General features: G+C 58.5%; 21 protein-coding genes. 15 read left to right on the forward strand and 6 right to left on the reverse strand.

Going from position 1 to position 24,381, the window contains the following annotated elements:
* From K0F86_RS17010 to K0F86_RS17080, 15 genes are all read left to right on the forward strand, one after another.
* On the forward strand, positions 1-1,609 hold a 1,609-nt coding region (locus K0F86_RS17010), incomplete at its 5' end, for an electron transfer flavoprotein-ubiquinone oxidoreductase (RefSeq protein ID WP_219135506.1).
* A gap of 142 nt (positions 1,610-1,751) precedes the next feature.
* Complete coding sequence (locus K0F86_RS17015; RefSeq protein ID WP_219135507.1) at positions 1,752-4,427, forward strand: tetratricopeptide repeat protein; 2,676 nt, start codon at positions 1,752-1,754, stop codon at positions 4,425-4,427.
* A complete protein-coding gene (vioA, locus tag K0F86_RS17020) occupies positions 4,424-5,554 on the forward strand; it encodes a dTDP-4-amino-4,6-dideoxy-D-glucose aminotransferase VioA (RefSeq protein WP_306823208.1) in 1,131 nt (376 codons plus the stop codon). Before K0F86_RS17015 ends, vioA begins: the two co-directional genes overlap by 4 nt.
* Positions 5,551-6,252: a WbqC family protein gene (locus K0F86_RS17025; RefSeq protein ID WP_219135508.1), complete on the forward strand. Its 702-nt coding sequence runs from the start codon at positions 5,551-5,553 to the stop codon at positions 6,250-6,252. The genes vioA and K0F86_RS17025 overlap by 4 nt, the downstream gene beginning before the upstream one ends.
* Before the next feature lie 54 nt (positions 6,253-6,306).
* Positions 6,307-6,534, forward strand: coding sequence for an acyl carrier protein (locus K0F86_RS17030; protein WP_219135509.1), 228 nt, complete (start codon positions 6,307-6,309; stop codon positions 6,532-6,534).
* Entirely contained in the window at positions 6,531-7,283 is a 753-nt protein-coding gene (locus K0F86_RS17035; protein WP_219135510.1) for an SDR family NAD(P)-dependent oxidoreductase, read from the forward strand. The genes K0F86_RS17030 and K0F86_RS17035 overlap by 4 nt, the downstream gene beginning before the upstream one ends.
* Before the next feature lie 12 nt (positions 7,284-7,295).
* Entirely contained in the window at positions 7,296-8,843 is a 1,548-nt protein-coding gene (locus K0F86_RS17040) for an AMP-binding protein (RefSeq protein WP_219135511.1), read from the forward strand.
* Positions 8,844-8,854: 11 nt separating this feature from the next.
* The gene (locus tag K0F86_RS17045; protein ID WP_219135512.1) at positions 8,855-9,535 is read left to right on the forward strand and encodes an acetyltransferase; all 681 of its coding nucleotides are present in this window, start codon (positions 8,855-8,857) and stop codon (positions 9,533-9,535) included.
* 25 nt (positions 9,536-9,560) lie between these two features.
* Positions 9,561-10,565: a class I SAM-dependent methyltransferase gene (locus K0F86_RS17050; RefSeq protein ID WP_219135513.1), complete on the forward strand. Its 1,005-nt coding sequence runs from the start codon at positions 9,561-9,563 to the stop codon at positions 10,563-10,565.
* Positions 10,562-11,548, forward strand: a complete 987-nt coding sequence (locus K0F86_RS17055; protein WP_219135514.1) for a hypothetical protein — start codon at positions 10,562-10,564, stop codon at positions 11,546-11,548. The genes K0F86_RS17050 and K0F86_RS17055 overlap by 4 nt, the downstream gene beginning before the upstream one ends.
* The gene (locus K0F86_RS17060) at positions 11,548-12,270 is read left to right on the forward strand and encodes a class I SAM-dependent methyltransferase (protein WP_219135515.1); all 723 of its coding nucleotides are present in this window, start codon (positions 11,548-11,550) and stop codon (positions 12,268-12,270) included. Before K0F86_RS17055 ends, K0F86_RS17060 begins: the two co-directional genes overlap by 1 nt.
* A gap of 100 nt (positions 12,271-12,370) precedes the next feature.
* Complete coding sequence (locus K0F86_RS17065; protein ID WP_219135516.1) at positions 12,371-12,889, forward strand: GNAT family N-acetyltransferase; 519 nt, start codon at positions 12,371-12,373, stop codon at positions 12,887-12,889.
* A 140-nt stretch (positions 12,890-13,029) separates the two neighbouring features.
* The gene (locus K0F86_RS17070; RefSeq protein WP_219135517.1) at positions 13,030-16,353 is read left to right on the forward strand and encodes a tetratricopeptide repeat protein; all 3,324 of its coding nucleotides are present in this window, start codon (positions 13,030-13,032) and stop codon (positions 16,351-16,353) included.
* Positions 16,354-16,562: 209 nt separating this feature from the next.
* Complete coding sequence (locus tag K0F86_RS17075; RefSeq protein ID WP_219135518.1) at positions 16,563-17,705, forward strand: flagellin; 1,143 nt, start codon at positions 16,563-16,565, stop codon at positions 17,703-17,705.
* Between the two features lie 98 nt (positions 17,706-17,803).
* Positions 17,804-18,904 (forward strand): hypothetical protein, encoded by a 1,101-nt coding sequence (locus K0F86_RS17080; protein ID WP_219135519.1) that lies wholly within the window; start codon positions 17,804-17,806, stop codon positions 18,902-18,904.
* Between the two features lie 41 nt (positions 18,905-18,945).
* Here K0F86_RS17080 and K0F86_RS17085 read toward each other — a convergent pair whose 3' ends face one another.
* Genes K0F86_RS17085 through K0F86_RS17110 form a run of 6 tightly spaced genes read right to left on the reverse strand, consistent with a single transcriptional unit; the run spans position 18,946 to position 24,380 of the window.
* Positions 18,946-21,033 (reverse strand): flagellar biosynthesis protein FlhA, encoded by a 2,088-nt coding sequence (locus tag K0F86_RS17085; RefSeq protein ID WP_219135520.1) that lies wholly within the window; start codon positions 21,031-21,033, stop codon positions 18,946-18,948.
* Positions 21,030-22,169: a flagellar biosynthesis protein FlhB gene (locus K0F86_RS17090; RefSeq protein WP_219135521.1), complete on the reverse strand. Its 1,140-nt coding sequence runs from the start codon at positions 22,167-22,169 to the stop codon at positions 21,030-21,032. Before K0F86_RS17090 ends, K0F86_RS17085 begins: the two co-directional genes overlap by 4 nt.
* Positions 22,162-22,959, reverse strand: coding sequence for a flagellar biosynthetic protein FliR (locus K0F86_RS17095; RefSeq protein ID WP_219135522.1), 798 nt, complete (start codon positions 22,957-22,959; stop codon positions 22,162-22,164). The genes K0F86_RS17090 and K0F86_RS17095 overlap by 8 nt, the downstream gene beginning before the upstream one ends.
* A gap of 12 nt (positions 22,960-22,971) precedes the next feature.
* Positions 22,972-23,244, reverse strand: a complete 273-nt coding sequence (locus K0F86_RS17100) for a flagellar biosynthetic protein FliQ (RefSeq protein ID WP_034757874.1) — start codon at positions 23,242-23,244, stop codon at positions 22,972-22,974.
* Between the two features lie 3 nt (positions 23,245-23,247).
* A complete protein-coding gene (gene fliP / locus K0F86_RS17105) occupies positions 23,248-24,018 on the reverse strand; it encodes a flagellar type III secretion system pore protein FliP (RefSeq protein WP_092715676.1) in 771 nt (256 codons plus the stop codon).
* On the reverse strand, positions 24,015-24,380 hold the full coding sequence (locus K0F86_RS17110; protein ID WP_071077826.1) for a FliM/FliN family flagellar motor switch protein: 366 nt from the start codon (positions 24,378-24,380) through the stop codon (positions 24,015-24,017). Before K0F86_RS17110 ends, fliP begins: the two co-directional genes overlap by 4 nt.
* Position 24,381 lies beyond the last annotated feature (1 nt).

Here is a 24,381-nt window from a genome sequence, read left to right on the forward strand (position 1 = left end):
CGTCGGCGGCGGCCCCGCAGGCTTGGCGGCGGCCATCCGCCTGAAGCAGCTGGCCGCTGAAAAGAGCCAGGAAGTGTCCGTCTGCGTGCTGGAAAAAGGCGGCGAACTGGGCGCGCATATCCTGTCCGGGGCCATCATGGACCCGAAAGCTTTGAGCGAACTGATACCGAACTGGAAAGAACTGGGCGCACCCCTGAACACGGCAGTGACGGAAGACCGCATCCTGTTCCTGACGGAAACCAAAGCGTATAAAACGCCGAACTTCGCCGTGCCGGCCTGCTTTGAAAACCATGGCAACTACATCGTCTCGCTGGGCAATGTGGTGCGCTGGATGGGCCAGCAGGCGGAAAACCTGGGCGTGGAAATCTTCCCGGGCTTTCCTGCCGCGGAAATCCTCTACAACGACGACGGCTCCGTGAAAGGCGTGGCGACCGGCAATATGGGCGTCAAGCGCGACGGCGAACCGGGTCCCGACTTCCAGCTGGGCATGGAATTGCACGCCAAGTACACCCTGTTCGCCGAAGGCGCGCGCGGCCACCTGGGCAAGCAATTGATGGCCAAGTACGACTTGAACGCCGGCAAGGATCCGCAATCGTACGGCATCGGCATCAAGGAATTGTGGGAAATCGACCCGGCACAGCACCAGCCGGGCCTGGTGATCCACTCGACGGGCTGGCCATTGGACGCGAAGACCTATGGCGGCTCCTTCCTGTACCACCTGGAAAACAATCAGGTCATGGTCGGTTATGTGGTGGGCCTGAACTACGAAAACCCGTACCTGTCGCCGTACGAGGAATTCCAGCGTTATAAAACCCATCCGGAAATCCGCAAGTTCTTCGAAGGCGGCAAGCGCATTTCGTACGGCGCGCGCGCGATCACGGCCGGCGGCCTGCAATCGTTGCCAAAGCTCGTGTTCGCCGGCGGCGCGCTGATCGGCTGCGATGCGGGCTTTTTGAACATGAGCCGCATCAAGGGCAGCCACGCGGCCATCAAGAGCGGCATGCTGGCGGCGGACGCGGCCTTCGGCGCGCTGGGCGAACAGCGCCAGCACGACGAACTGTCCAGCTACCCTGTCGCGTTTGAACAATCCTGGCTGCATGAAGAGCTGCACGTGGCACGCAACGTCAAGCCTTGGCTGTCGAAGGGCCTGTACCTGGGCAGCCTGATGACGGGCATCGACCAGATCCTCTTCCGCGGCAAGGCGCCCTGGACGCTGCACCACACGCATGGCGACCACGAATGCCTGAAGCCGGCAGCCCAGTCGAAAAAGATCGTGTATCCGAAACCCGATGGCAAGCTGACCTTCGACAAGATGTCGTCCGTCTTCATCTCGAACACCAACCACGCGGAAGACCAGCCCATCCATCTGACCTTGAAGAACGCCAGCGTGCCCGTCGACGTCAACCTGGCCATGTATGCGGGTCCGGAAGCGCGCTACTGTCCCGCCGGCGTGTACGAGTTCGTGAAGAACGACGACGGCGCCGAACGCCTGCAGATCAATGCGCAGAACTGCGTGCACTGCAAGACCTGCGACATCAAGGACCCGACGCAGAACATCGTGTGGGTCACGCCGGAAGGCGGCGGCGGACCGAATTATCCAAATATGTAAGACCCCGGCATCATTTATGCCTATAAAACAGCGTGGACACCTGATGGTTTCCACGCTGTTTTTGATTCGCGCCATGCGAAGAAGTTTCTCTAATGCACTTCTAACCGTTACAATTCAGTCTGGCACTTACCATATCGCTCCCATGCACGCTACCGATAACACAGCATCGCCCCAAAATGCCGCGCAGCAGCCGATGCAACTGGAAATCGATCATGTCACCCAGTTGTATGAAAACGGCGAACATGCGCAAATGGAAAGCGCAACCCGTGCCTTGCTCGAACGCTATCCGGCATCGGCCTTTGCCTGGAGCGTGCTGAGCATGGCCTTGCAGCTGCAGGGAAAAGATGCGCTGCCGGCATTGCACAAGACGGTGGACCTGGCGCCGGACGACGCCGAAGCGCATCTGCACCTTGGCAATGCCCAACTGGCGATCGGCCAACTGGACCTGGCCGTCGGATCGTATGTCCGGGCATTGGAAATCCAGCCTGCCTTTACAGAAGCGTTCAGCCGCCTGGGCGATGCCTTACAGGCACAAGGCCATCTCCCGGAAGCGGCCGACTGCTATCGCGAGGTGCTGAAAATGGATCCCGCCCATGCCGTGGCGCACATGGGCTTGGGCGACATACTGCAGCTGCAGCGGCAATTCAAGGCCGCCGAAACCAGCTATCGTCATGCGCTGACGCTTGCTCCGGGCGCCGCTGAAATTCATCGCGCAATTGGCGATGTACAGCTTGCGATGGGGCAGCATGAGCAGGCAATCCTCAGCTATGAGCGGGCGCTGGCAAGCGATCCCGACTGCGCCCTGGCGCATGGCGGGTTGGCCGACGTGCTGTACAAGCTGGGCCGCTACCAGCAAGCAGCTGCCCGCTACGGCGCGGCCGTGCAATATCTCCCGCACGTCGCGGCGCACTACCACGGGTGGGGGCGCAGCTTGCATGCCATCGGCCAGGCGGCCGATGCCGAGGCGGCCTACCGGCGCGCCATCGAACTCGCGCCCTCAGTCGTAGCGCCATTGCTGCACTACGCAGACCTGCTGCGGGAAACCCGACGCACAGAACAGGCTATCGTCATCTACCAGGCGGTTTTCTTGCTGGAACCCAAGAATACGGACGCCCTGCACAACCTGGGCGTGGCTTTGCAGGAAAACGGCAAGCTCGACCAGGCCCTCGCGGCTTTCCAGCAGTTGCTGGCACTGATGCCCAATAACCCTATCGCCCATTGCAATATTGGCGTGGTCATGCAAGCCCTGGGGCAAAGGAGCATCGCCATGCAAAGTTACCGACGCGCCCTGGAAATGAACCCCAGGCACGCCGCCATCCACTTCAACCTGGGCACTTGCCAGATGGAATCAGGTCAGATGGATGAGGCAGCCAAAAGCTACGCGACATCCATCAAACTCGACCCGCAAGCATATCAATCACATCTCAATCTCAATGGCACCCTGAACAGACTTGGCCGTATCAACGAAGCCATCGCTCACTGCCGCCAAGTACTGAAGAGCAATCCCGATTGGGATGAGCTGCATAGCAACCTGCTGTTCTACCTGAGCCATAGCGAGCATGTGGATGCCGCCGCGCTGTTTGCCGAACACCTGCGTTTTGGCGAGCGATTCGAAGCACCGCTGCGCGCCGCCTGGCCACCGCATGAAAATACGCGCGACCCCGAACGCCGCCTGCGCATCGGCTTGGTCTCGGCGGATCTGTACAACCATGCCGTGGCTAATTTCATTACGCCGGTATTGCAGCAACTGGCCCATGCGCCGCGACTGGAAATAGTGGTTTATGCCAACAGCAAGCACGACGATGCGGTCACACGGCATTTGCAGGGGCTGGTGAGCGTCTGGCGCCAGGTTGAATTATTGTCACATGAAGAACTGGCGCAACAGATTACCAGCGATGCCATCGACATCCTGATCGACCTGTCTGGCCATACTGGCTACAGCCGCTTGCTCACCTTTGCGCGCAAACCCGCGCCGCTACAGGCGAGCTGGATCGGCTACCCGCTGACGACCGGCTTGCAGGCCATGGATTACTATCTGACGGACCGTCATATGGCGCCGCCAGGTTTGCTCGACAAGCAGTTCACTGAAAAACTGGTATTCCTGCCCGCTTCCGCCCCCTTCATCCCGTCGCCCGACGCGCCACCGGTCAGCCCTGCACCGGCCTGTGAGCACGGCCATATTACCTTCGGCAGCTTCAACCGGGCCAATAAGTTAAGCCGCAGCGTGATCGCACGCTGGTCGGCGTTGCTGCTCGCCGTACCCAACGCCAGGATGGTGCTCGCTGGCATGCCTAGCGAGGATAGCAGCAACAAGTTGCGTGCCTGGTTTGCCAAGGAAGGCATCGCCGCCGAGCGGCTCAGCTTTTATGCGCACACCAATACCAGCGACTACCTGGCCCTGCACCGTCTGGTCGATGTCTGCCTCGACACCCTCCCCTACACTGGCGGTACTACCACCCTTCATGCCTTATGGATGGGCGTACCGACCCTGACCATGAAGGGTTCAATCTTGCCCAGCCTGGTAAGCGCGACGATACTCGAACATGTAGGACTAAATGCGTTCATCGCGCAGGACGACGCAGATTTTGTACAAAAGGGTAGGTTGATTGCCACCGACATTGCCCAACTTGCCGCCTTGCGCGCAGGCCTGCGCGCACGGGTGAAAAATTCGGCCATGGGTCAACCGGCACTGATTGCCGCCGGACTGGAAAATGCGCTGCGTACCATGTGGCAACGCTGGTGCGCCGGCCTGCCGCCAGCATCCTTTGAGGCCGAGTTCGCTCCCGTGAGTAAGAAAACAGAAGATGTGGGCCTATGATGGACGACAATAAAAAGGGGCCCATCTATGTGACCCAACCGCTCTTGCCTCCGCTGGAAGAATTCATTCCCTATCTGGAAAGTATCTGGGAGAATAAAATTCTGACCAATGGCGGCCCGTTCCATCGCCAATTGGAGCAGGCACTCTGCGAGTATCTGGATGTCAAATATATATCACTCTTCACTAATGGCACCCTGGCGTTGATGACTGCCCTGCAGGCGCTGCGCGTGACCGGCGAAGTCATTACCACGCCATACTCGTTTGTCGCCACGGCTCACTCCCTGTTATGGAATGGCATCAAGCCGGTCTTTGTCGATATCGATCCATTGACTTTCAATCTGGATCCACAAAAAATAGAAGCTGCCATAACGCCGCATACCACCGCTATTTTGCCAGTGCATTGCTATGGTCATCCATGCGATGTGGATCGCATCGAGAGAATTGCAGATAATTACGGACTAAAGGTAATTTATGACGCAGCCCATGCGTTCGGAGTAAAAAAACAGGGGCTCAGCGTTCTCAATCACGGCGATTTATCGGTACTGAGTTTTCACGCGACCAAGGTCTTCAATACGTTTGAAGGTGGCGCCATCGTTTGTCCTGACGCCAAGATCAAGCAACGCATCGACCATTTGAAAAATTTTGGATTTGTCGATGAAGTTACCGTCGTCGCGCCCGGGATCAACGGCAAGATGAGTGAAATCAATGCGGCCTTTGGCCTACTGCAACTCAAGAATATAGATGCGGCCTTAGCCAAACGCAAAGCGCTCGATGCGCAATATCGCGCCGGCCTGGCCGGGATACCAAGCATACACTGTTTGCCAGAAATGCCAGGCGAAACGGCAAACTACGCCTACTTCCCCATTCTGGTGCAAGACAGCTATCCCCTGGGACGCGACGAGTTGTATCAAAAACTGAGCGAACATGAAATCTATGCGCGACGCTATTTTTATCCTCTCATCAGCGATTTCCCGATGTATCGCGGCATGCCATCCGCTGTGCCCGCGAATCTTCCTGTCGCGCAAAAAACGGCCAAGGAAGTGATTTGCCTGCCGATCTACCCTACCTTGAGCCACGAACAAGTGAATTTCATCCTGAGTCTGATCACCGCTCCTCTTGCGCGATGACTACCCTCGCCATCATGCAGCCGTATTTTTTTCCCTACCTCGGTTATTTTCAACTGATCGCGGCGGTGGACAAGTTCGTTCTGCTCGATGACGTCAATTACATACAACGCGGCTGGATCAATCGCAATCGCCTGTTGATGAACGGCGCACCGCATCTCTTTACCATACCGCTACGCGGCGCCAGCCAGAACCGGCTGATCTGCGATATCGCATTATTGGAAGAGCCGGCCTGGCGCGACAAGTTATTGCGCACTTTACGCCAAGCATATGGCCGCGCGCCATACTACCGCGTCGTGGCCGAACGGCTGGAGCGCGTGATAGGCCACCCGACTTTGCGACTGGACGATTTTTTATTCAACAGCTTGCGTGAGATTATGGGCTACCTGTCACTGGAAACTGAACTGGTCAGGACGTCACGCGTATATGACAATGCCAGTCTAGTTGGACAGGAGCGGATACTGGATATTTGCCTCAAAGAGCACGCCACCCGTTATATCAATCCCATAGGCGGCACGGCACTATATCAGCGTGAGGCATTCCTGCAACAGGACATTGCGCTACATTTTTTACAATCCCGTCCAGTCAACTATTCCCAAGGCAAGAAGGCACCTATTTCCGGCCTGTCGATAGTCGATGTGCTGATGTACAATCCCCTGCCAGTCGTACGGCAATTTCTTATAGAAAAGGATCTGGTTTAAGCAGTGAGTAGATGATTCCATCATATCACTACTGCCTCAACACAGAAAAACAATATGTCTTTTGAAAAAATTTTCGCTGAAGTTTTTACGATACCAGAACATACGGTGATCGACTCCATGAAGCTGAAGGAAATCGCAAGCTGGGATTCGCTGGCGCATATGATGCTCATCACCCGACTCGAAGAGGTCTACCGGATTGAGTTCACCGGCGATGACATCGCCGACATGACTTCGGTCGGTGAAGCGCGCAGCGCGCTACGTGGGCACGGTGCGGCATTGTGAAAATCGAAGGAACCTGCATTCTGATCACCGGAGCAGGCCGCGGCATCGGCCGCTATCTGGCCGAACAGTTCAGCTCCGCGTCGGCGCACGTCGGCGTCCTTGAGAAAGATCCTGCGTTGTGTGAGCAGTTACGTCAGGAAAGCGAAGGCCGTATCCAAGCCTGGGTCTGCGATGTCACTGATCCGACGGCGGTCGACGCCACACTGCAAACGATCATCGATTCCGGTTTCGAAATCGATGTTCTGATCAATAACGCGGGTATCATTCACAGCGAACCGCTGGTCAATCTATTGTCGCGCACCGAGCGTGTGCATTCTCGCGACAATTGGCGACAAGTAATCTCGACCAATCTGGATGCGGTTTTTTTCGTTACCAGCAGGGTCGCAGAACGGATGCTCGCCAAGCGCAAAAAAGGCGTGGTGATTTCAATCAGCTCGATTTCGGCCAATGGCAATCCCGGTCAGTCCGCCTACTCGGCGGCCAAGGCCGGCGTCAATGCGCTGACCCATACCTGGGCCAAGGAATTGGGTGGCATGGGGCTGCGCTTCGCCGCGATCGCGCCCGGCTTCATCGATACGCCATCGACCCGCGCGGCGTTGAGCGAAGCGACACTGGCGAAACTCCAGCAGCAAATCCCGTTGCGCCGCCTGGGCGACATGCAATCGGTCTTTCAGGCGGCACGCCACATCGTCGAAAATGACTATCTGACGGGTAGCGTACTGGAAATTGACGGCGGCCTGGTACTTTAAGATGACGTTATCATGACTTCCTTCACCAATCTGGGGCTGGCCTTTGACGATATCGCGCACCGCCGTGCCGAGCATTGCGCACTGTACTACCCTGCTAGCGGCGAACGCGTCAGCTACGCACAACTAAACCGCCTGGTCGAACGCCTGACTGCCGTATTCCACGCAAAAGGACTGCGTCAAGGTCAGGTGGTAGCGCTGTTTCACGATAAATCGCCGGCCGCATTTGCCGCCATGCTGGCATGCCTGCGCCTAGGCCTGATCTATACTAATCTGGACCCAGGCAGCCCATGGGAGCGTATCCGCAAGATATTGCAAACTTGCCAACCGGCTCTCATTGCAAGCGGTTTTGCGGACCGTCCCTTCCATGCCGAACTGACTGCCGACGGATTACCCGAGACCCTGGTCTTGCAGCAAGCCCTTGATTTGGCAACGGCAAATCCTGCCGACATGCCGTTGCCACCGATCATCGCCCCAGATGGCGGTGCCCCAGCCTATATCATGTTTACCTCCGGCTCCACCGGCATGCCCAAAGGTGCGGTCATGTCCCATGCCAACCTGCTCTGGTTTGCTGCCTGGACCAGGGAACGTTTTGCGATCGTCCCTGATGATGTCATTTCCAACGTCAATCCGATGTATTTCGATAACTCGGTGTTCGACTTCTATTCGTCCATCCTGTGCGGCGCGACCCTGCTTCCTATCAACGCCGAGCAGGTGCGTGATACTCGACTGCTGGTGCGGCTGATCAACCAGGCTGCCTGTACGCTGTGGTTTTCCGTGCCGTCATTGCTGGTCTACCTGCTTACCACACGCGCGTTGTCGCCCACCGACTGGCCGTCGCTACGCAAGATTGTATTTGGCGGTGAAGGTTTCCCGAAAACTCGGCTGCGTCAATTATATGAACTGTTTGGTCAGCGCGCCGAGCTGGAAAACGTCTACGGCCCAACGGAATGCACTTGCATCTGCTCCGCCCACACTATCACCGTACAGGATTTCGATGATATGCAGAGTCTGGCGCCGCTTGGCCTTCTGGCACAGAATTTCGATTTTGAGATCCTTGCTGCGGATTCGGCAAGACCAGAACGAGGCCAGCTGTTTTTGCGCGGACCACAGGTCGGCCTCGGCTATTACAACGATCCGCAACGTCGGGCTGCTGCTTTCATCCAGAATCCACGGCATAACCTGTATGCCGACATCGGCTACCTCACCGGCGATATTGTGCAGCGCGACTCCCGCGGCTGGCTGCATTTCAAGGGCCGGGTGGATTTTCAAATCAAGCACATGGGTTACCGCATCGAACTCGAAGAAATTGAAGCCGCCCTGGGCAGCGTGAGCGGTGTCATGGAATGCGCTGTGGTGTACCAGAAAATGGGTAACGCGACAGGAGAGATCCTTGCCTTTGCCGTTGTCCATGCAGCGCTGTCGGCAGAACAATTGCAGGAGGCACTTACCTCCCTTCTGCCCGCATATATGCAGCCCCGTCACATGACTATCCTGGAGAAGCTGCCAAAAAACGCCAATGGCAAAATCGACCGTATTGCACTTCAAATTCCTGCCATCTAATCTGAACCTCAATGAAACCAGTCATCCTTTTCGGCACCGGAAAAATCGCGGAAGTGATTCTTTATTTTTTACGCCATCACAGCCAGCGCCAAGTGGTCGCCTGCTGCGTCGACCGCGAGTACATGCCGGGCACCCACTGGCAAGATATGCCCGTGGCAGCCTTCGATGAAATAGACACTCTCTATCCGCCTGAGACCCACGACATGTTCATCGCCCTCGGTTATCAGGACATGAATGCCTTGCGCGCGAAAAAATGCGCGCAGGCGCGGCAACTGGGTTACACCCTGGCCTCATATGTGCACCCGGATTCAGGCTTGCCGCTGGATTGTCGATATGGCGACAATTGCTTCATCATGAATCAGGTTCAGGTGCATCCCTGTGTCACACTGGGCGATAATGTGTTCATCTGGAGCGGCGCCCTGATCGGCCATCACAGCAGCATAGCCAACAATTGCTGGCTGACCTCCTCTACCAATATTTCCGGCAATGTCAAGGTCGGGGAAAATTGTTTTTTTGGCATTAATAGCACTGTCGGAAATAGTATTCAGCTCGGCGCCTCCTGCTTCATAGGCGCCAATACCCTGGTCACCAAAAGCACCCAGAATGAGCAAGTGTTTTTGCAGGAAAGCAGCAAGGCATTCCGCCTCAATAGCCGGCAATTTCTCCGCATGTCCCGTTTCGACGACCTATAACGCCTCATTTTCGACTGTCCACATCATGAATCTCTGGGAATTACCATTTTTTGTCTCACCGCTGGACCAGCAAGCTCTTCAATATAAGGGTTCAAGCAGCGCCAGTGGCGATATTCAGCAAGGCGTGCTGAACGCTGGCCAAGCCGAGTTTCCAGTCATCGACGGTTTCCCGAATTTCGTGCCGACCCATAATTTATCGGATAAAACCAAGTCAGTGGTCGCGTTTTACGATGATCGCTCGGAAACCTACGATCAATACCTGCACCTCACCTTTCATACGCATGGCGAGGATGAAAACAAGGTACGCAATGGCCTGATCGACTTGCTTGAACTCAATCCTGACTCAACGGTGCTGGAAGTGGCTGCCGGCAGCGGACGCGATTCGGAAATCATCGCCGGCCGCCTTGGCGCCAAGGGAAAACTGTTTCTGCAAGACATCTCAAGCGGCATGCTGAACAAGGCGCGTGAACGGCTGCAGGGTTGTACTATTCCGGTTTCCTACGCCCTGGCCGACGCCTGCGCCCTGCCCTATGCTGACAATAGTGTCGATTGCGTCTACAGTTTTGGCGGCCTGGGTGAATTCCCGGACATCCGCAGCGCCTTGGCCGAAATGGTACGCGTCTGCAAACCCGGTGGGAAAATCGTCGTTGGCGACGAAAGCATCCCGGTATGGCTGCGCAATACCGAATTTGCCAAGATCCTCAGCACCACCAATCCTCAGTTCATGGCACCGTTGCCGCTCGAACAGATGCCGGTCGAGGCGCGCCAGGTATGTGTACGCTGGATCATCGGTGGCGTGTTTTACCTGATTGACTTCCGTGTAGGCAACGGCGCTCCTGAAGGTAATTTCGACTATCCGATTCCAGGCCCGCGCGGTGGTACGCTGCGTAGCCGCTATCTGGGCCAGCTTGAAGGCGTCACGCCGGAAGCAAAGGAACTGGCGCACAAGGCGCGCGGCAAGCGCGGCATGAGCATGCATGCCTGGCTGGAAGAGGCGGTACGCAAAGCGGCCGCCGACGATCTGAAATGATGCCATCACAATCAGGCCTGCATTGGCACAAGCTGGGCAAAGTATTTGGTCCAGAGATGGGGCCATCATGGATGAAAACCCATGCCCAGGTACCTACGCCCTTGCTCGACGAGGCCGCCGGCTTGATACGCGTCTATTTTTCCTCGCGTCCGGAAAATGGCGTCAGCATGATGAGTTATGTTGACCTGGATGCGAACGACCCGCTGCGCATACTAGATATAAACCAGAGCCAGTTGCTGGCATTGGGCAAGCCAGGCAGTTTCGATGAGCATGGCATTATGCCAAGCTGCGCGGTACGACATGCAAATCTGGTTTATCTCTATTACAGCGGTTGGAGCCGGGCCACGACCGTGCCATACACGAATTCAACTGGTCTGGCCATCAGTGAAGATGGTGGCCGCACTTTCCGACGGGCCGGAGATGGTCCGGTGCTGGCCAAATCGCTGGGTGACCCTTACTCCGCCACGTCGCCGTTTGTCATGCAGCACGACGGCGCCTGGCGCATGTGGTATTGCTCCGGAACGGACTGGCCCCTGGTCGACGGCAAGTACGAACATGTCTACGACATCAAGGAGGCTCACTCCGACGACGGGATTTTCTGGCGACCGAGCGGCAAGGTCAGCTTGCCGGCCACGGCCAACGAACAGGCGCTGACACGACCTTGGGTAGTGCAACTGGGCGCGAACTGGCATTTATATTATTGTCACCGCAACGCCAGCGACTTTCGCGACGGCGCGGGGGCATATCGCATTGCGGCGGCCACCTCTGCCGACCTGAAGGACTGGCGGCAGCTTGGCGCCGATGGGCCTGGCAGCGGCGACTTTGCGGCACAATCAGAACCGCAATGGGATGCAAGAGCTCAGGCATATCCGGCATTGCTGCGGGTCGGTTCGCGGCTTTTGATGTTTTATAATGGCAACGGATTTGGCGCCGGCGGTTTTGGTGTCGCTTATGCCGAACTTGATCACTTAACGAGTAAATAATGATTAAACCGCACGATTATATTCCCGGCGAACTTGAATCGGTAAAGTTCAGTCACCGCAGGGAGAGTTACTATCAGGGACTGGAAAAAATCAAATCGTTAGGCTACACGACCGAAGATTTCATTCATCACTTTCCGGCCTTCGTCGGGCACATGACACTGGGCCGTTTTTTCAGTCTGTATGAAGCTTACAAAGCGACGCTGGGATTGGCTGGCCATATCGCTGAAATTGGCGTCTATAAAGGTGCTTCCACGCTGTTTTTTGCCAAGATGGTGGAATTGTTCGAGCCCAACAGCCTGACACAGGTGCACGGTTTCGACTGGTTCCAGGGAAATCAACCCTCGGCAGACGAGCCGGGCATCGTCCCCGGCGCCGACGTCGAAACCTATGAACGGGTATCGGCACTGGTGGAAGCACAAAATTTGCAGCACGTGGTGCATATCCATCAGTTGGATGTGACACGCGAACTCGATGCGTTTTTCGACAAGCACAGCCACCTCCAATTCAAACTGGTTTTCCTTGATGCCGGCATGTATGAAGTGGTAAAGGCGGCATTGCCGCATTTCTGGAGTCGCCTGAACACGGGCGGCTACCTGGTGCTCGATCAGTTCAATTTTGATATTGCTCCAGGCGAGACCAAAGCTGTGCGGGAACTGCTACCCAACGCCTCGATACGCACCTTCCCACATGGCTGGATGCCATCTGCCTACATCGTGAAATAGTGCTGCGCACCATCTGTACGCGCTTGGCAACCCAGTCTATTCCGCAAACACCGAGGTAAAATTGCAAGCTGAAAATCTCACACTACATACCGAGCGTCTGATGCTGCGGCCGACCACCAGCGAGGACCTCGACCTGGTTTGGCCACACGTAGCCGATCCGCGCATCAGCCGGCTCATGTCTTGGCATGCCCATCAAGACAAGGAAGAAACCGCGGCCTTCCTGGATACCCTGGAGCAGAATCGCCAAGCCGGACGCGGGATCACCTGGGCCATTTTCAAGGACGGGCATTTTTGCGGAATTATTTCGCTGATTAATATCCAGCGCCAACATCGCGCCCTCACCTACGATTGCGCCGAACTGGCGTATTGGCTCGGCGTAGACTATCGCGGCCAACGCATCATGTCCGAGGCCGGCCGGCGCGTGATCGAGTTCGCCTTCGCAGAACTGGCCATGCATCGCCTGGAAGTTGGGCATTTTTCGAGCAATGCCGACTCCGAACGCATCATCAAACAGTGGCAATTTCATTATATCGGTGAAAAGCGGCACGCTTTTATGAAAGATGAAGTCTGGCACGATGCGAAGTTCTACGACTTGCTGTTATCAGACATGGTCAAGTAGCGCTGCGAACGGCCTTCAAGCCGTGATGGCATGCCCCGCGCGACGAGGAATACGGCAGATCGCTCACATGAAAAAGTTTCTCTTAGGCACATTTAACAGTTACAATTCCTGTTGACAAACACCTCCCCTCCCGCAGCTCTATGCACGCTACCGCTCCATCCCCCTTACCACTCGGCGCCGGCATACAGCCAGCGCTTAGCAAGCAACAGGCACGAGAAACGATCACAGCGGCGGCCAGCCACCATTTGACGTTGAACCTGACGCCGGATAATGCGCAAGCTTACGACGGCCTGGCGCAAAGCCTGCAATCATTGCAACAGCTGACCGAGGCCGAGGCCGCTTACCGCCGCGCCATCGAACTTGACCCGTCGTCGTCACCGACCTTGTGCCGTTATGGCGACCTGCTGAGAGAAATGAAGCGCGACGATCAAGCCATCGTCATTTACCAGGCCGCATTACTGCTCGATCCTAAGAATGCAACTGCCTGTAACAACCTGGGCATGGCGCTGCAGACCACCGGGAAAATGGATGAAGCCATCGCAGCATACCAGCAGATGCTGGCGCTCACGCCTGACAGTGCTCTCGCCTATAACAACATCGGCTCGGTGCAGCAAACCCAGGGGCTGATCGAGCCGGCGATGCAAAACTATCTGCGCGCGCTCGAGATCGAACCACGCTTCGCCCCCTTCCATTTCAACCTTGGCAACAGCCTGTTGATTTTGGAACGTTTCGAAGAAGCCCTAAAAAGCTTTTCAAATGCCATAGAATTCGACCCGAAATCCCACATGGCCCACAATAACCTGATCTCCGTCTTGAGCAAACTGGGTCGCATCGACGAGGAGATAAACCGATGCCGCCTGGCACTAAAGATTAATCCCGAATGGGAAACGCTACACAGCGACCTGCTGTTTTCCCTGAGCCATAGTCATCAGGTGGACGCGGCGGCGCTGCGTGCCGAACATCAACGTTTCGCTGAACAATTCGAAGCGCCTCTGCGTGCCAACTTGCCACAGCATGGCAATGCGCGCGATCCCGAGCGCCGCCTGCGCATCGGCTTTGTCTCTGCCGATTTGTACAACCACGCGGTGGCGAACTTCATCACGCCGGTGCTGGAAAATTTGCTACATGCGCCAGGCCTGGAAATACTGGCCTATTCCAACAGCAAACACAACGATCAAGTCACCGAACACCTGCGCGGATTGGTGAGCGTATGGCATCAGGTTGAGCACCTGTCACATGAAGAACTGGCACAGCAGATCAACGACGACGGTATCGACATACTGATCGACCTGTCCGGCCACACCGGCAACAACCGCCTGCTGACCTTTGCGCGCAAGCCCGCGCCGCTACAGGCGAGCTGGATCGGCTATCCGGGCACTACAGGCTTGCAAGCCATGGATTATTATCTGACGGACCGCCATATGGCGCCGCCCGGCTTGCTTGACGAACAGTTCACTGAAAAACTGGTATTCCTGCCCGCTTCCGCTCCCTTCATCCCTTCGCCAGACGCGCCGCCGGTCAGCCCTGCGCCGGCCTGCAAGCACGGCTACATCACATTCGGCAGCTTCAACCGGCCCGCTAAATTGAGCCGCGGCGTGATCGCACGGTGGTCGAAATTGCTGCTCGCCGTACCCGACGCGAGGATGGTGCTCGGGGGCATGCCTAGCGAGGATATCGGCAACAAATTACGCGTCTGGTTCAACAGAGAAGGTATCGCCAGCGAACGGCTGAGCTTTTATGCGCACACCAATACCAGCGACTATCTTGCCCTGCACCGCCTGGTCGATGTCTGCCTCGACACCTTCCCCTATACCGGCGGCACCACCACCCTCCATGCCCTATGGATGGGCGTGCCGACTCTGACGATGATGGGCTCGAACTTGCCTGGCAGGGTAGGCGCGACGCTGCTCGAACATGTGGGACTCGATGCGTTCATCGCAGAGGACGAGGCAGATTTTTTACAAAAAGGCATATTGATTGCCAAGGACATGGCCCAACTCGCCACCTTGCGCACAGGCCTGCGCGCGCGGGTGAAAAATTCGGCCATGGGGCAGCCAGCCCTGATCGCCGCCGGACTGGAGAATGCGCTGCGCACCATGTGGCAACGCTGGTGTGCAGGACTGGCGCCCATCTCGTTCGAAGCGGACCCGGCGCAAAGCGCCCTGAGCCAACGTGCGACCAGCATGAAAGCGCTCCATGCAGTAAACATCGAAGCGGCATTACCCCTCGCTATCGAGCATCATCAGGCGGGCCGCTTTGTGGAGGCGGAAACGCTCTATCTTGCCATTATCCATAGGCAAGCAGATCATGCGATCGCCAACCATAATATGGGTTTGCTGGCAGGGCAACTGGGATTCCACGATGACGCCCTGCCATATTTGCGCACTGCGCTGTCGGCAGCCCCCCATGAAAGCCAGTTCTATCTCACGTATGTCAATTCCTTGCTGCTGGCAGGACAGGTGGAACATGGACTGGAAATCATCGAGCGTGCGATTGCAAGCGGCTTGGACAATGCCGAATTGCAAGCCATGCTGCAACGCGTCCATGCAGCCATCATTGCGGCTGGTATGCCAACACAGGGGGAAACACAACAGCCTGCCACTGCGTCCCCCGATGACGATCAGGCCGAAGACCATCTGGAGACACTCCAACAAGATCGCACCCCACCCCTGGTTTCAACTGACGGTGCCACATTCGCAGATGACCGGGATGCCAGCACCGCTACGACAAATTTCGATAAGCTACCTAAAGTGAACATTTCCACTGAAGACGATTTTGTCGGCCTGGCCGAGACTCACCCCCTTGCAAAGCAATTTCTCGTGCTGGAATATGAGGACGGTGCGCTGACCACGATTCCGCATCGGTTTTTCCGTGACGGGCTGGACGAGGAAGCGCAATCCGGTTCATTTTACATAGGCCGCTGTTCCGGTTTTGGCGTTGGATCGCTGGTGAAATATGACTCCGATCTACAAAGTCTATGCGTGGGAAGATATGTCGCAGGTGGCTTGCGTCTGCGCTTCCTGCTCAATGACCAGCTTGAAACACGTACCATTTCCAGCTATATGTTATGCGCTCAGGGGATGGGTTTACGCAGCGCGCCCCCGCCGCAATATGCCGATTCGGTGATCAAGAACGATGTCTGGATAGGTGACGAAGTCATGATGCTGGGCGGCGGCATCATCGAAAATGGTTGCATCATCGGTGCGCGCTCCGTGCTACCGCCCAATTTTCGCTCGGAACCATATGGCGTCTACGTCGGGTCGCCGGCGCGCCTGATACGTTATCGTTTCTCGGAGAAAGTCCGTGCCGCCCTGCTCGATCTCGCCTGGTGGGAAATGCCGTTAAGCTGGGTGCGCGACAACAACGAGTATTTTTTGCAGGATATGACTGCGGCGGATCACGATGTCCTGCCCCTCATCGCGATGCTGCGGACCAGCCGTGACCAGTTCCTGGCGGCGCAATAACGGACGCTAGCAGTGAGACCGTGCCGCAGGCCTGCCCCGACTGATCCACGGCCCGCATCAGGCATTGAAAAATGTCATTTTTGAAATTGAGAATTTAATTAAGAAATTTCTCAAAAGAATTTAATGTTCCTGAAGTAATGGTCGTCTTGTACTAGGGAGAGCGCAAATACTGCTGCTCCGCACCGTAACCACTTAACTGGAGCATCTTCATGCTGAGCCTTCACACCAATTCCGCGGCCCTGTCCGCACAAAATTCGATCTCCAAAACCCAACAATCGCTGTCGACTTCGATGACGCGCCTGAGCACCGGCTACCGCATCAACTCGGCAATGGATGATGCTGCCGGCCTGCAAATTGCAACCCGCTTGAAAGCACAAACCAGCGGTATGGCCATGGCCATGCGCAACACGCAAAACGCCACCTCGATGATCCAGACCGCCGACGGCGCCCTGGGCGAAACCGTCAACATCCTGGTCCGCATGAAAGACCTGTCCACGCAAGCGGCTGATGGTTCGGCGACAGACAAAGATAAAACAGCAATGCAAGCTGAATTCGACACCTTGACGGCCGAACTGAGCAACATCGTAGGCAATACTTCCTTCGGTGGCGCCAAGCTGATGACGAAAAAAGCTACCGGTACAGAACAAAGCACCGCCGTCACCGTGGCAGGCGCAGCCGTCGCCACAGCTGCCACCAAGGCAACCGCCTTGAGCACCGCTAACGCCGCCTACACCGCCGCAGTAGCCGCCAATACGACCTCAACCCCAGCGACCGTCTCGGCACTGGCCTTGGCGCAAACGGCTCTGGATACAGCCAAAGCGGACGATGCAGCGGCAAAATTGGCGGTAACCACCACCGCATCGTACTCCGCAGCGGCAGCCGCTTCGTCGGTCGATGGCAAATTCGGTGCTGGCCTGAGCTTCCAAATTGGTGCTTCGACCACCGAAACCATGGGTCTGGATCTGTCCGGTCAACTGGTCACGATGCACTCGGCACTGAGCAGCGCAACGGCGGAATACAATTCCTTCGGCGCGCCTATCGCTGGCGGTGGTGCGGAATTGACGACTGCAGGCAGCGCATCGAGCACCATCGACAAACTGCAAGCGGCCATCGATGCAGTCGGTTCCGTACGTTCGGCACTGGGCGCCGCTGGTAACCGCCTGGACCACGTTGCCACCAACCTGGCCAACGTCAGCACCAACACCGCCGGCGCAACGGGCCGCATCATGGACACCGACTTCGCGACCGAAAGCTCGAACATGACCGCTTCGCAAATGCTGCTGCAAGCTGGTACCGCGATGCTGAAACAAAGCAACAGCATGTCCTCGATGGTCATGTCCCTGCTGCAATAATAGTAAGCGCGTCCTGACCTGGCTCAGGTCAGGCCGACCAGAGCCAACTGCGCAAGCAGTTGGCTTTTTTTTATTCATCCCATGCGGGAGGAGCAGCAATGGCGATAGAGCGTGTGTCCGCAGGCAATCCCCTGCCACTGATTACCCAGCGCTTCGACGTCAGCCCTGCTACGCCGATGACACCGGGCGTGGTACAGCCGCTGGTGCCCGTCGGGCCCTACATGGCGCCCGCGCCCGATGCCGGCACCCTGCCCGCGCAGCTGGCGCAAAAAGGCCAGGACAGCCTGGCGTCGCTGATCAAGCCGAATGCCGATGGTACGGGTGGCGCCATGCCGCGCGACAGCAGCGCCATGCAGGTCAATCAACTGTTTTTTACGCGCCAGCTGGTCTGGCAGCCGCCCGACGCGGCGCAGCTGGCCGCCTCGTGGCGCGTGATGGTCAAGACGTATGGCGAGCAATACGCCGCCCTGCAGGAACAGGCGCGCGGCCAGCACGTGCCGGGCAATCTGTTCATGGCCGAGCAGCAGCCGGCCCTGCTGCGCGAAGGTGCCCGTCCACCGTTGACGGTCGACAGCGAAGCGTGGCGCTTTGCCGTGTATGGCTGGGGCGGCCAACGCCTGCTGCTGCGCGTGCTGGCCAGCGACGAGGACGAGGATGCGCAGCCCAGGCGGCGCGGCAAGGTGGCGCTGCGCGTCGAACTGCTGATTGCCGGCATCGGCCGGGTGGTGATCCAGATGGAGCCGTCCGGCGACGGCGTGCTGCTGGAACTGGCGGCCGACGAGGAAGCCGCGCTGCGCCACTTGCGCCTGGCCCTGCCCGAGATTGCCGACGCCGTGCGGCGCGCGGGCTTGCGCGTGGTGCGCTGCCGCCTGAACCGCCAGTTGCACGCGCAGCGCGTGCATGGCAATTACCCGATGCAGGCGGGCGCCGCCTCGCTGTCGCTGTCCCTGTTCCGCGCCATGGCCGAAGTGGCGCTGCTGCTGACGCAGCCGGCAGCGGAAGTGGCGGCCGATCCCGAAGCGCCCACGGCACACGCCGCCGAAGCCGAAGAGGAGCCCATCATCGTCTCGAAGGAAGTGGCGGCGCCGCTCGGTTACGACTATGGCGATGCGGAAGAAACGGCGCAAGGCCGCACCGTGCTGCTGCTGGCCGACGGCCAGGAGCACGAGCTGCTGCCGCCGATCGACGAGCAGGATTGATGCAGCAGAAAAAAACGGCGCCCGCAGCGCCGTTTTTCATTTTATCCCACCGTGCCGATGATGCTCACTTCGCGGTTTTCCGGGATTTCGTTATACGACAGCACATGCAGGCCCGGCGCGAACAGGCGCGCATAGCGGGCCAGCAGCGGACGGATCTGCGGCAGCACCAGCAGCAGTGGCGGCGTGGCTTGCTGCTTCATCTGCTCGCGCGCCACCGGCATGTTCACCTGCAGTTGCGACAGCAGGTGCGGGTCGATCGGGTAATTATCCAGGGTCACCTTGCCCGACTGGCGCGCCTGGTTCAGCGAACCGAGCAGCATGTTTTCCAGCTCGCCACCGAGGTTAAACGCCTGCATTTCCATCTTCTGGCCAAACAGCCCGCTGACGATCTGGCGCCGCAGCGCGCAGCGCACTTCGGCCGCCAGCAGGATCGGATCCTTGGTGGTTTCCGAACTGTCGAGCAAGGTAGTGGCGATGGGCACGATATCCTTCAGTGACACGTTTTCCGCCAGCAAGACGCGGAACACGCGCAGCATCTGCGTGTGCGTGAGGGCCTTGTCCAGCGCGCCGGCCAGCTTGGGCGACAGGGCCGTCAGGCGCTCCATCATGTTCGAGACGTCTTCGTGGCGGAACAGTTCCGGCAAGTATTCACGCACCATCTTCGACAAGTGCGTGGCGATCACGCTGGGCGCCTCGATGACCTGGTAGCCCAGGCCCAGCGCATGCGCCTTTTCACCGGGCTCGATCCAGGTGACGGGCATGCCGTAGGCCGGTTCGATGCCGGGAATGCCATCGAGCTGGCCATACACGTTCGGCGACGGGATCGCCATCAGGCGGTCGGCCTGCACTTCCGCCTGCGCCACCACGGTGCCCGACAGCACGATGGCATACTGCGACGGCTTCAGGGCCAGGTCGTCGCGCACGCCGATGTTCGGCAGCAGCAAGCCCATCGATTCGGACAGGCTCTGGCGCACGCCCTTGACGCGCTTGGTCAAGGGTTCGCCTTGTGTCTTATCCACCATGCCCACCAGTTTATAGCCGAGCATCACCATCAGCGGTTGCACGGCAGGCAGTTGCTGCCACTCCATCTCGGCAGGCTTGTCCTCGCGCAAGGCCGCCTCGATGGCCGCCATGCCGGCCGTATCGGGCCCCTTCACGCGCTTGGTCAGGCGCCAGGCGACGAAGGCCAGCACGCCGGCAAAGGTCATGAACATGAACCACGGCATGCCCGGGATCAAGGCCAGCGCCACCATCATGCCGGACGCGCTGAAGATCACCGTTGGCGACGTCAGCACCTGACCCGCCACTTGCTGTTCGAAGTCGCCCGAATCGCTGATACGGGTCACCAGGATGGCGGCCGCGGCCGACAGCAGCAGCGCCGGGATCTGCGCCACCAGGCCATCACCGATGGTCAGCAGTGCGTATTGACGGAAAGCATCGCCGAACGACAGATCGTGCATCAGCGAGCCGATGGCCACGCCGCCGACCATGTTGATGATCAGGATCAGGATACTGGCGACGGCATCGCCGCGCACGAACTTCGACGCGCCGTCCATGGCGCCATAGAAATCCGCTTCAGCGGCTACGTCCTTGCGGCGGATCTGGGCTTTTTCCTGGTTGATCAGGCCGGCGTTCAGGTCGGCATCGATGGCCATCTGCTTGCCCGGCAAGGCATCGAGGGTAAAGCGCGCCGACACTTCGGAAATACGCTCGGCACCCTTGGTGACGACGGCGAAGTTGATGATCATCAAGATCACGAAGACCACGATACCGACGACGAAGTTGCCGCCGATGACCACGTTACCGAACGCCTCGATCACCTTACCGGCCGCGTCCGCGCCCGTATGGCCGTGCAGCAGCACCACGCGCGTGGACGCCACGTTCAAGGTCAGCCTGAGCATGGTGGTGGCCAGGATCACCGTCGGGAAGACGGAGAAATCGAGCGGCCGCTTGGCCGACACGCTGACCAGGATGACGATCAGTGCCAGCACGATATTGAAAGTGAACAAGATATCGAGCAGCACCGGCGGCAGCGGCAGGATGATCATCGCCAGGATCACCAGCAGGAACAGCGGCGTGGCGAACTTGTGGCGGCGCATTTCGGCAACCACTCTGTTCAGGAAATTCATGAAGGTACTACCTCGCTCAAATGAGATGGCACGACCACCTCGGTGGGAAATGGGGGCTGGGCGGCACGCTGCCCAGTACGGAATGCTTTCAGTTGCAGTATGTAGTTGAGCACCTGCGACACGGCCTGGTACAGCTGCACGGGAATCTGCTGCTGCACCTGGCTGGTGTTGTAGATGGCGCGCGCCAGCGGCGGCAACTCCAGCGTTTCAATATCGTGTTCCTTCGCCACTTGCCGGATATACAGCGCCATCTCGTCGACGCCCTTGGCAACGACAAACGGCGCCTCGGCGCGGTCCTGGTCATACTTCAGTGCAACGGCGTAATGCTCGGGGTTGACGATCACCACGTCGGCGTCGGGCACGGTCTTGCGCACGCTGCGCCGGCCGATCTGCTGCTGCAACTGGCGGATGCGCTGGCGCACTTCGGGCCGGCCTTCGCTGCTTTTATGCTCTTCCTTGACGTCCTGCTTGCTCATGCGCTGGCCGCGGGCAAAAAAGAAGGCCTGCGCCGGCACGTCGATAATGGCGAACAGGATGAAGACGGAAATGAGGGCCATCAGGCCGTCGAGCATCAGGGCCGAGCCATCGAGCATGGCTTGCTGCAGGGGCCGGTGCTGCAAATCCACGTATTGCACCAGGCTGGAGCGGCTCACATGCACGATCACCATGCCCAGCACGCCGGCCTTGGCGATGGACAGGCCGAATTCAAAGCCATGCTTGGGCGACACCAGGCGGCCCAGGTTCTTGGCCGGGCTCAGGCGCTCCATCTTCGGCATCCAGTTCTTCGTGCTGATGACCCAGCCGCCGGGGATCAGGGAACCGAGCACGACGAACAACGGCACGCAGAACAGCGGCACGATCATCTTGATCAGCAAGCCCACCGAGGTGACGAACGCCATCGACATGGCATTGTCGAGCGCGCCCTTGCTGTCGAGCGGCATGAACGCCATGGCGAACAGTCCGCGGAAGGTGTCCAGATAAGAAGGCAGCAGAAACACGAACAGCTTCATGCTGATCAGGATGCCCAGCGCCGTCGACAGGTCGCGCGAGCGCACCACCTGCCCTTCCTGGCGCGACTTCTTCAGCTTTTGCTGTGACGCCTTTTCGGTCTTGTCGCCCGTGCTATTCTCAGCCATGCGCCACCCGCATCTGTTCGGCGATCATATCGAGCACGCGATTCGTCATGGCGATGTAGTGCTCGGGAATAAAACGCACGATCTGCCCCAGCATCAGCAGGCCGAACACGGTGATCATGGAAAAGCCCAGCGAAAACAGGTTCAGCGACGGCGCCACGCGGTTCAGGAAGCCGAAGCCCAGCTGCACCACCATGGTGGAAAAGACGATGGGCAAGGCCAGCAGCATGGCGGCGGCGAAGATCCACGCCACGTTGTAGGCCACCGTCTGCAGCAGCAGCGGGGCATAGCCCTGCCCCACGGGCCAGGCCTTGAAACTGGCGCCGATCACGCCCGTCAGCACCAGATGGCCGTCGATGGCGAAAAACACGATCATGCACATGATGGTGAGCATCCCCGTGATGACGTCCGACGAGGTGCCGTTCAGTGGATCGTTCATGACGGCCATGGAAAAGCCCACCTGGCTCGACACCAGGTAGCCGAGCACCGACATCACCGACATGGCGAAGTGGAAGGCCAGGCCGAGGACGAAGCCGATGACGGCCTGCTCCAGGGTGGCGACGATGGCGTACAGGGAAAACGGATCGATTTTCAACAAGTCCTGCGAGATGCCCGAGGCCTGCATCACGGGCAGCATGAGGATCGCCAGCACCAGCGACAGCAGGATGCGCACGGTGACGGGCACGACACCGTCGCCGATCACGGGCGAGGCGCTGAGCATGGCCAGGATGCGGCAGAACGGCCACCACACGGCCAGCAGAAACGGTAGCACCTGATTGAAAATCTGATCCATGGGCGCGCGGCGCTATCCGACCAGGGTGGCCGCGCGCTGAAAAATGGACACGCAATAATCCATCAGGTAACCGGCCATCCAGCGTCCGGCCAGGATCAGCGCCAACAGGGTGACCAGCAGGCGCGGCAGGAAACTCATGGTCTGTTCATTGATCGAGGTGGCCGCCTGCACCAGCGCGACCAGCAAGCCCATGAGCAAACCGGGCACGACCAGGATCACCACCAGCAGCATGACGACATGCAACGCTTCGATGATCAGGTCGACGGCGACTTCAGGGGTAAACATCGCTCAATAGCCCTGTATGCTGGTAACGAGGGTGTTGACGGTCAGGGTCCAGCCGTCGACCAGCACGAACAGCAGCAGCTTGAACGGCAGCGAAATGACCAGTGGCGAGAGCATCATCATGCCCATCGCCATCAGCACGGACGCCACCACCAGATCGATGATGAGGAACGGTATGAACAGCATGCAGCCGATCTGAAACGCCGTCTTAAGTTCGGACAAGACAAACGCCGCCAGCTTGACCGTGAAACTGTGGTCTTGCGGGCGCATCGTCGATGGCTCGCCGGCCAGGTGGGCGATCTGCGCCAGCGCGGCCTTGCTCGTCTGCGCCAGCATGAAGCGCGAAATCGGCACTTCGGCGATCTTCAGCGCTTCCTGCATGCCGATCTGGTCGCGGTCGTAGGGCACGAACGCCTCCTTCCACACCTGGTCGCCGATGGGGCGCATGACCAGCAAGGTGAGAATCAGGGCGATGCCCGTGACGATACGGTTGGGCAAACCCTGCTGCAGGCCCAGGGCCTGGCGCAACAGGGACAGCACGATGACGAAGCGGGTAAAGCTGGTCATCATCATGACCATCACGGGCAGCAGCCCGAGCAGGGTCATGACGACGAGGATCTGCATCTTCACCGACAGGTCGGTCTTCGCGCCCGGCACCACGCCGGACAGCAGGTCCTGCGCGCCGGCGGCGCTGCAGCACAGCATCAGAACGGGGACAGCCAGCGCGGCAGCCAGCGCGCCGCGGCGCCGGCTCAAACCGGGTACCGCCAGCTTCATGCTGTCATCAGGTCGAGATTGAGGCCGTCGAGGTCGATGACTTTCAGGCCATAGTTCTCGCCGGCCACCACCACTTCGGCACGGCCGATCGGCGTGCCGTTGACCTTGATCACCAGCGGTTCGCCGGCCAGCATGTCGAGTTCGATCACGCTTTCCGGGCCGATGGCCATCAGTTCTTCCAGCGAAATGCGGGCCGAGCCCACTTCCAGGGTCAGGGTGACGGGAATCTTGCGCATCATCTGCGGAATGTCGCGCCGCGCGCGGGTGCTGGCCACGTCGGACATGTCGCCCTGATCGATGATCATGTCATCGCCCAGGTCTTCCAGCAGGGTTTCGCTCTGGTTGGTATCGGTGATATTCATA

This window comes from Janthinobacterium sp. UMAB-60 (genome assembly GCF_900095235.1).
Classification (GTDB): Bacteria; Pseudomonadota; Gammaproteobacteria; order Burkholderiales; family Burkholderiaceae_D; genus Janthinobacterium.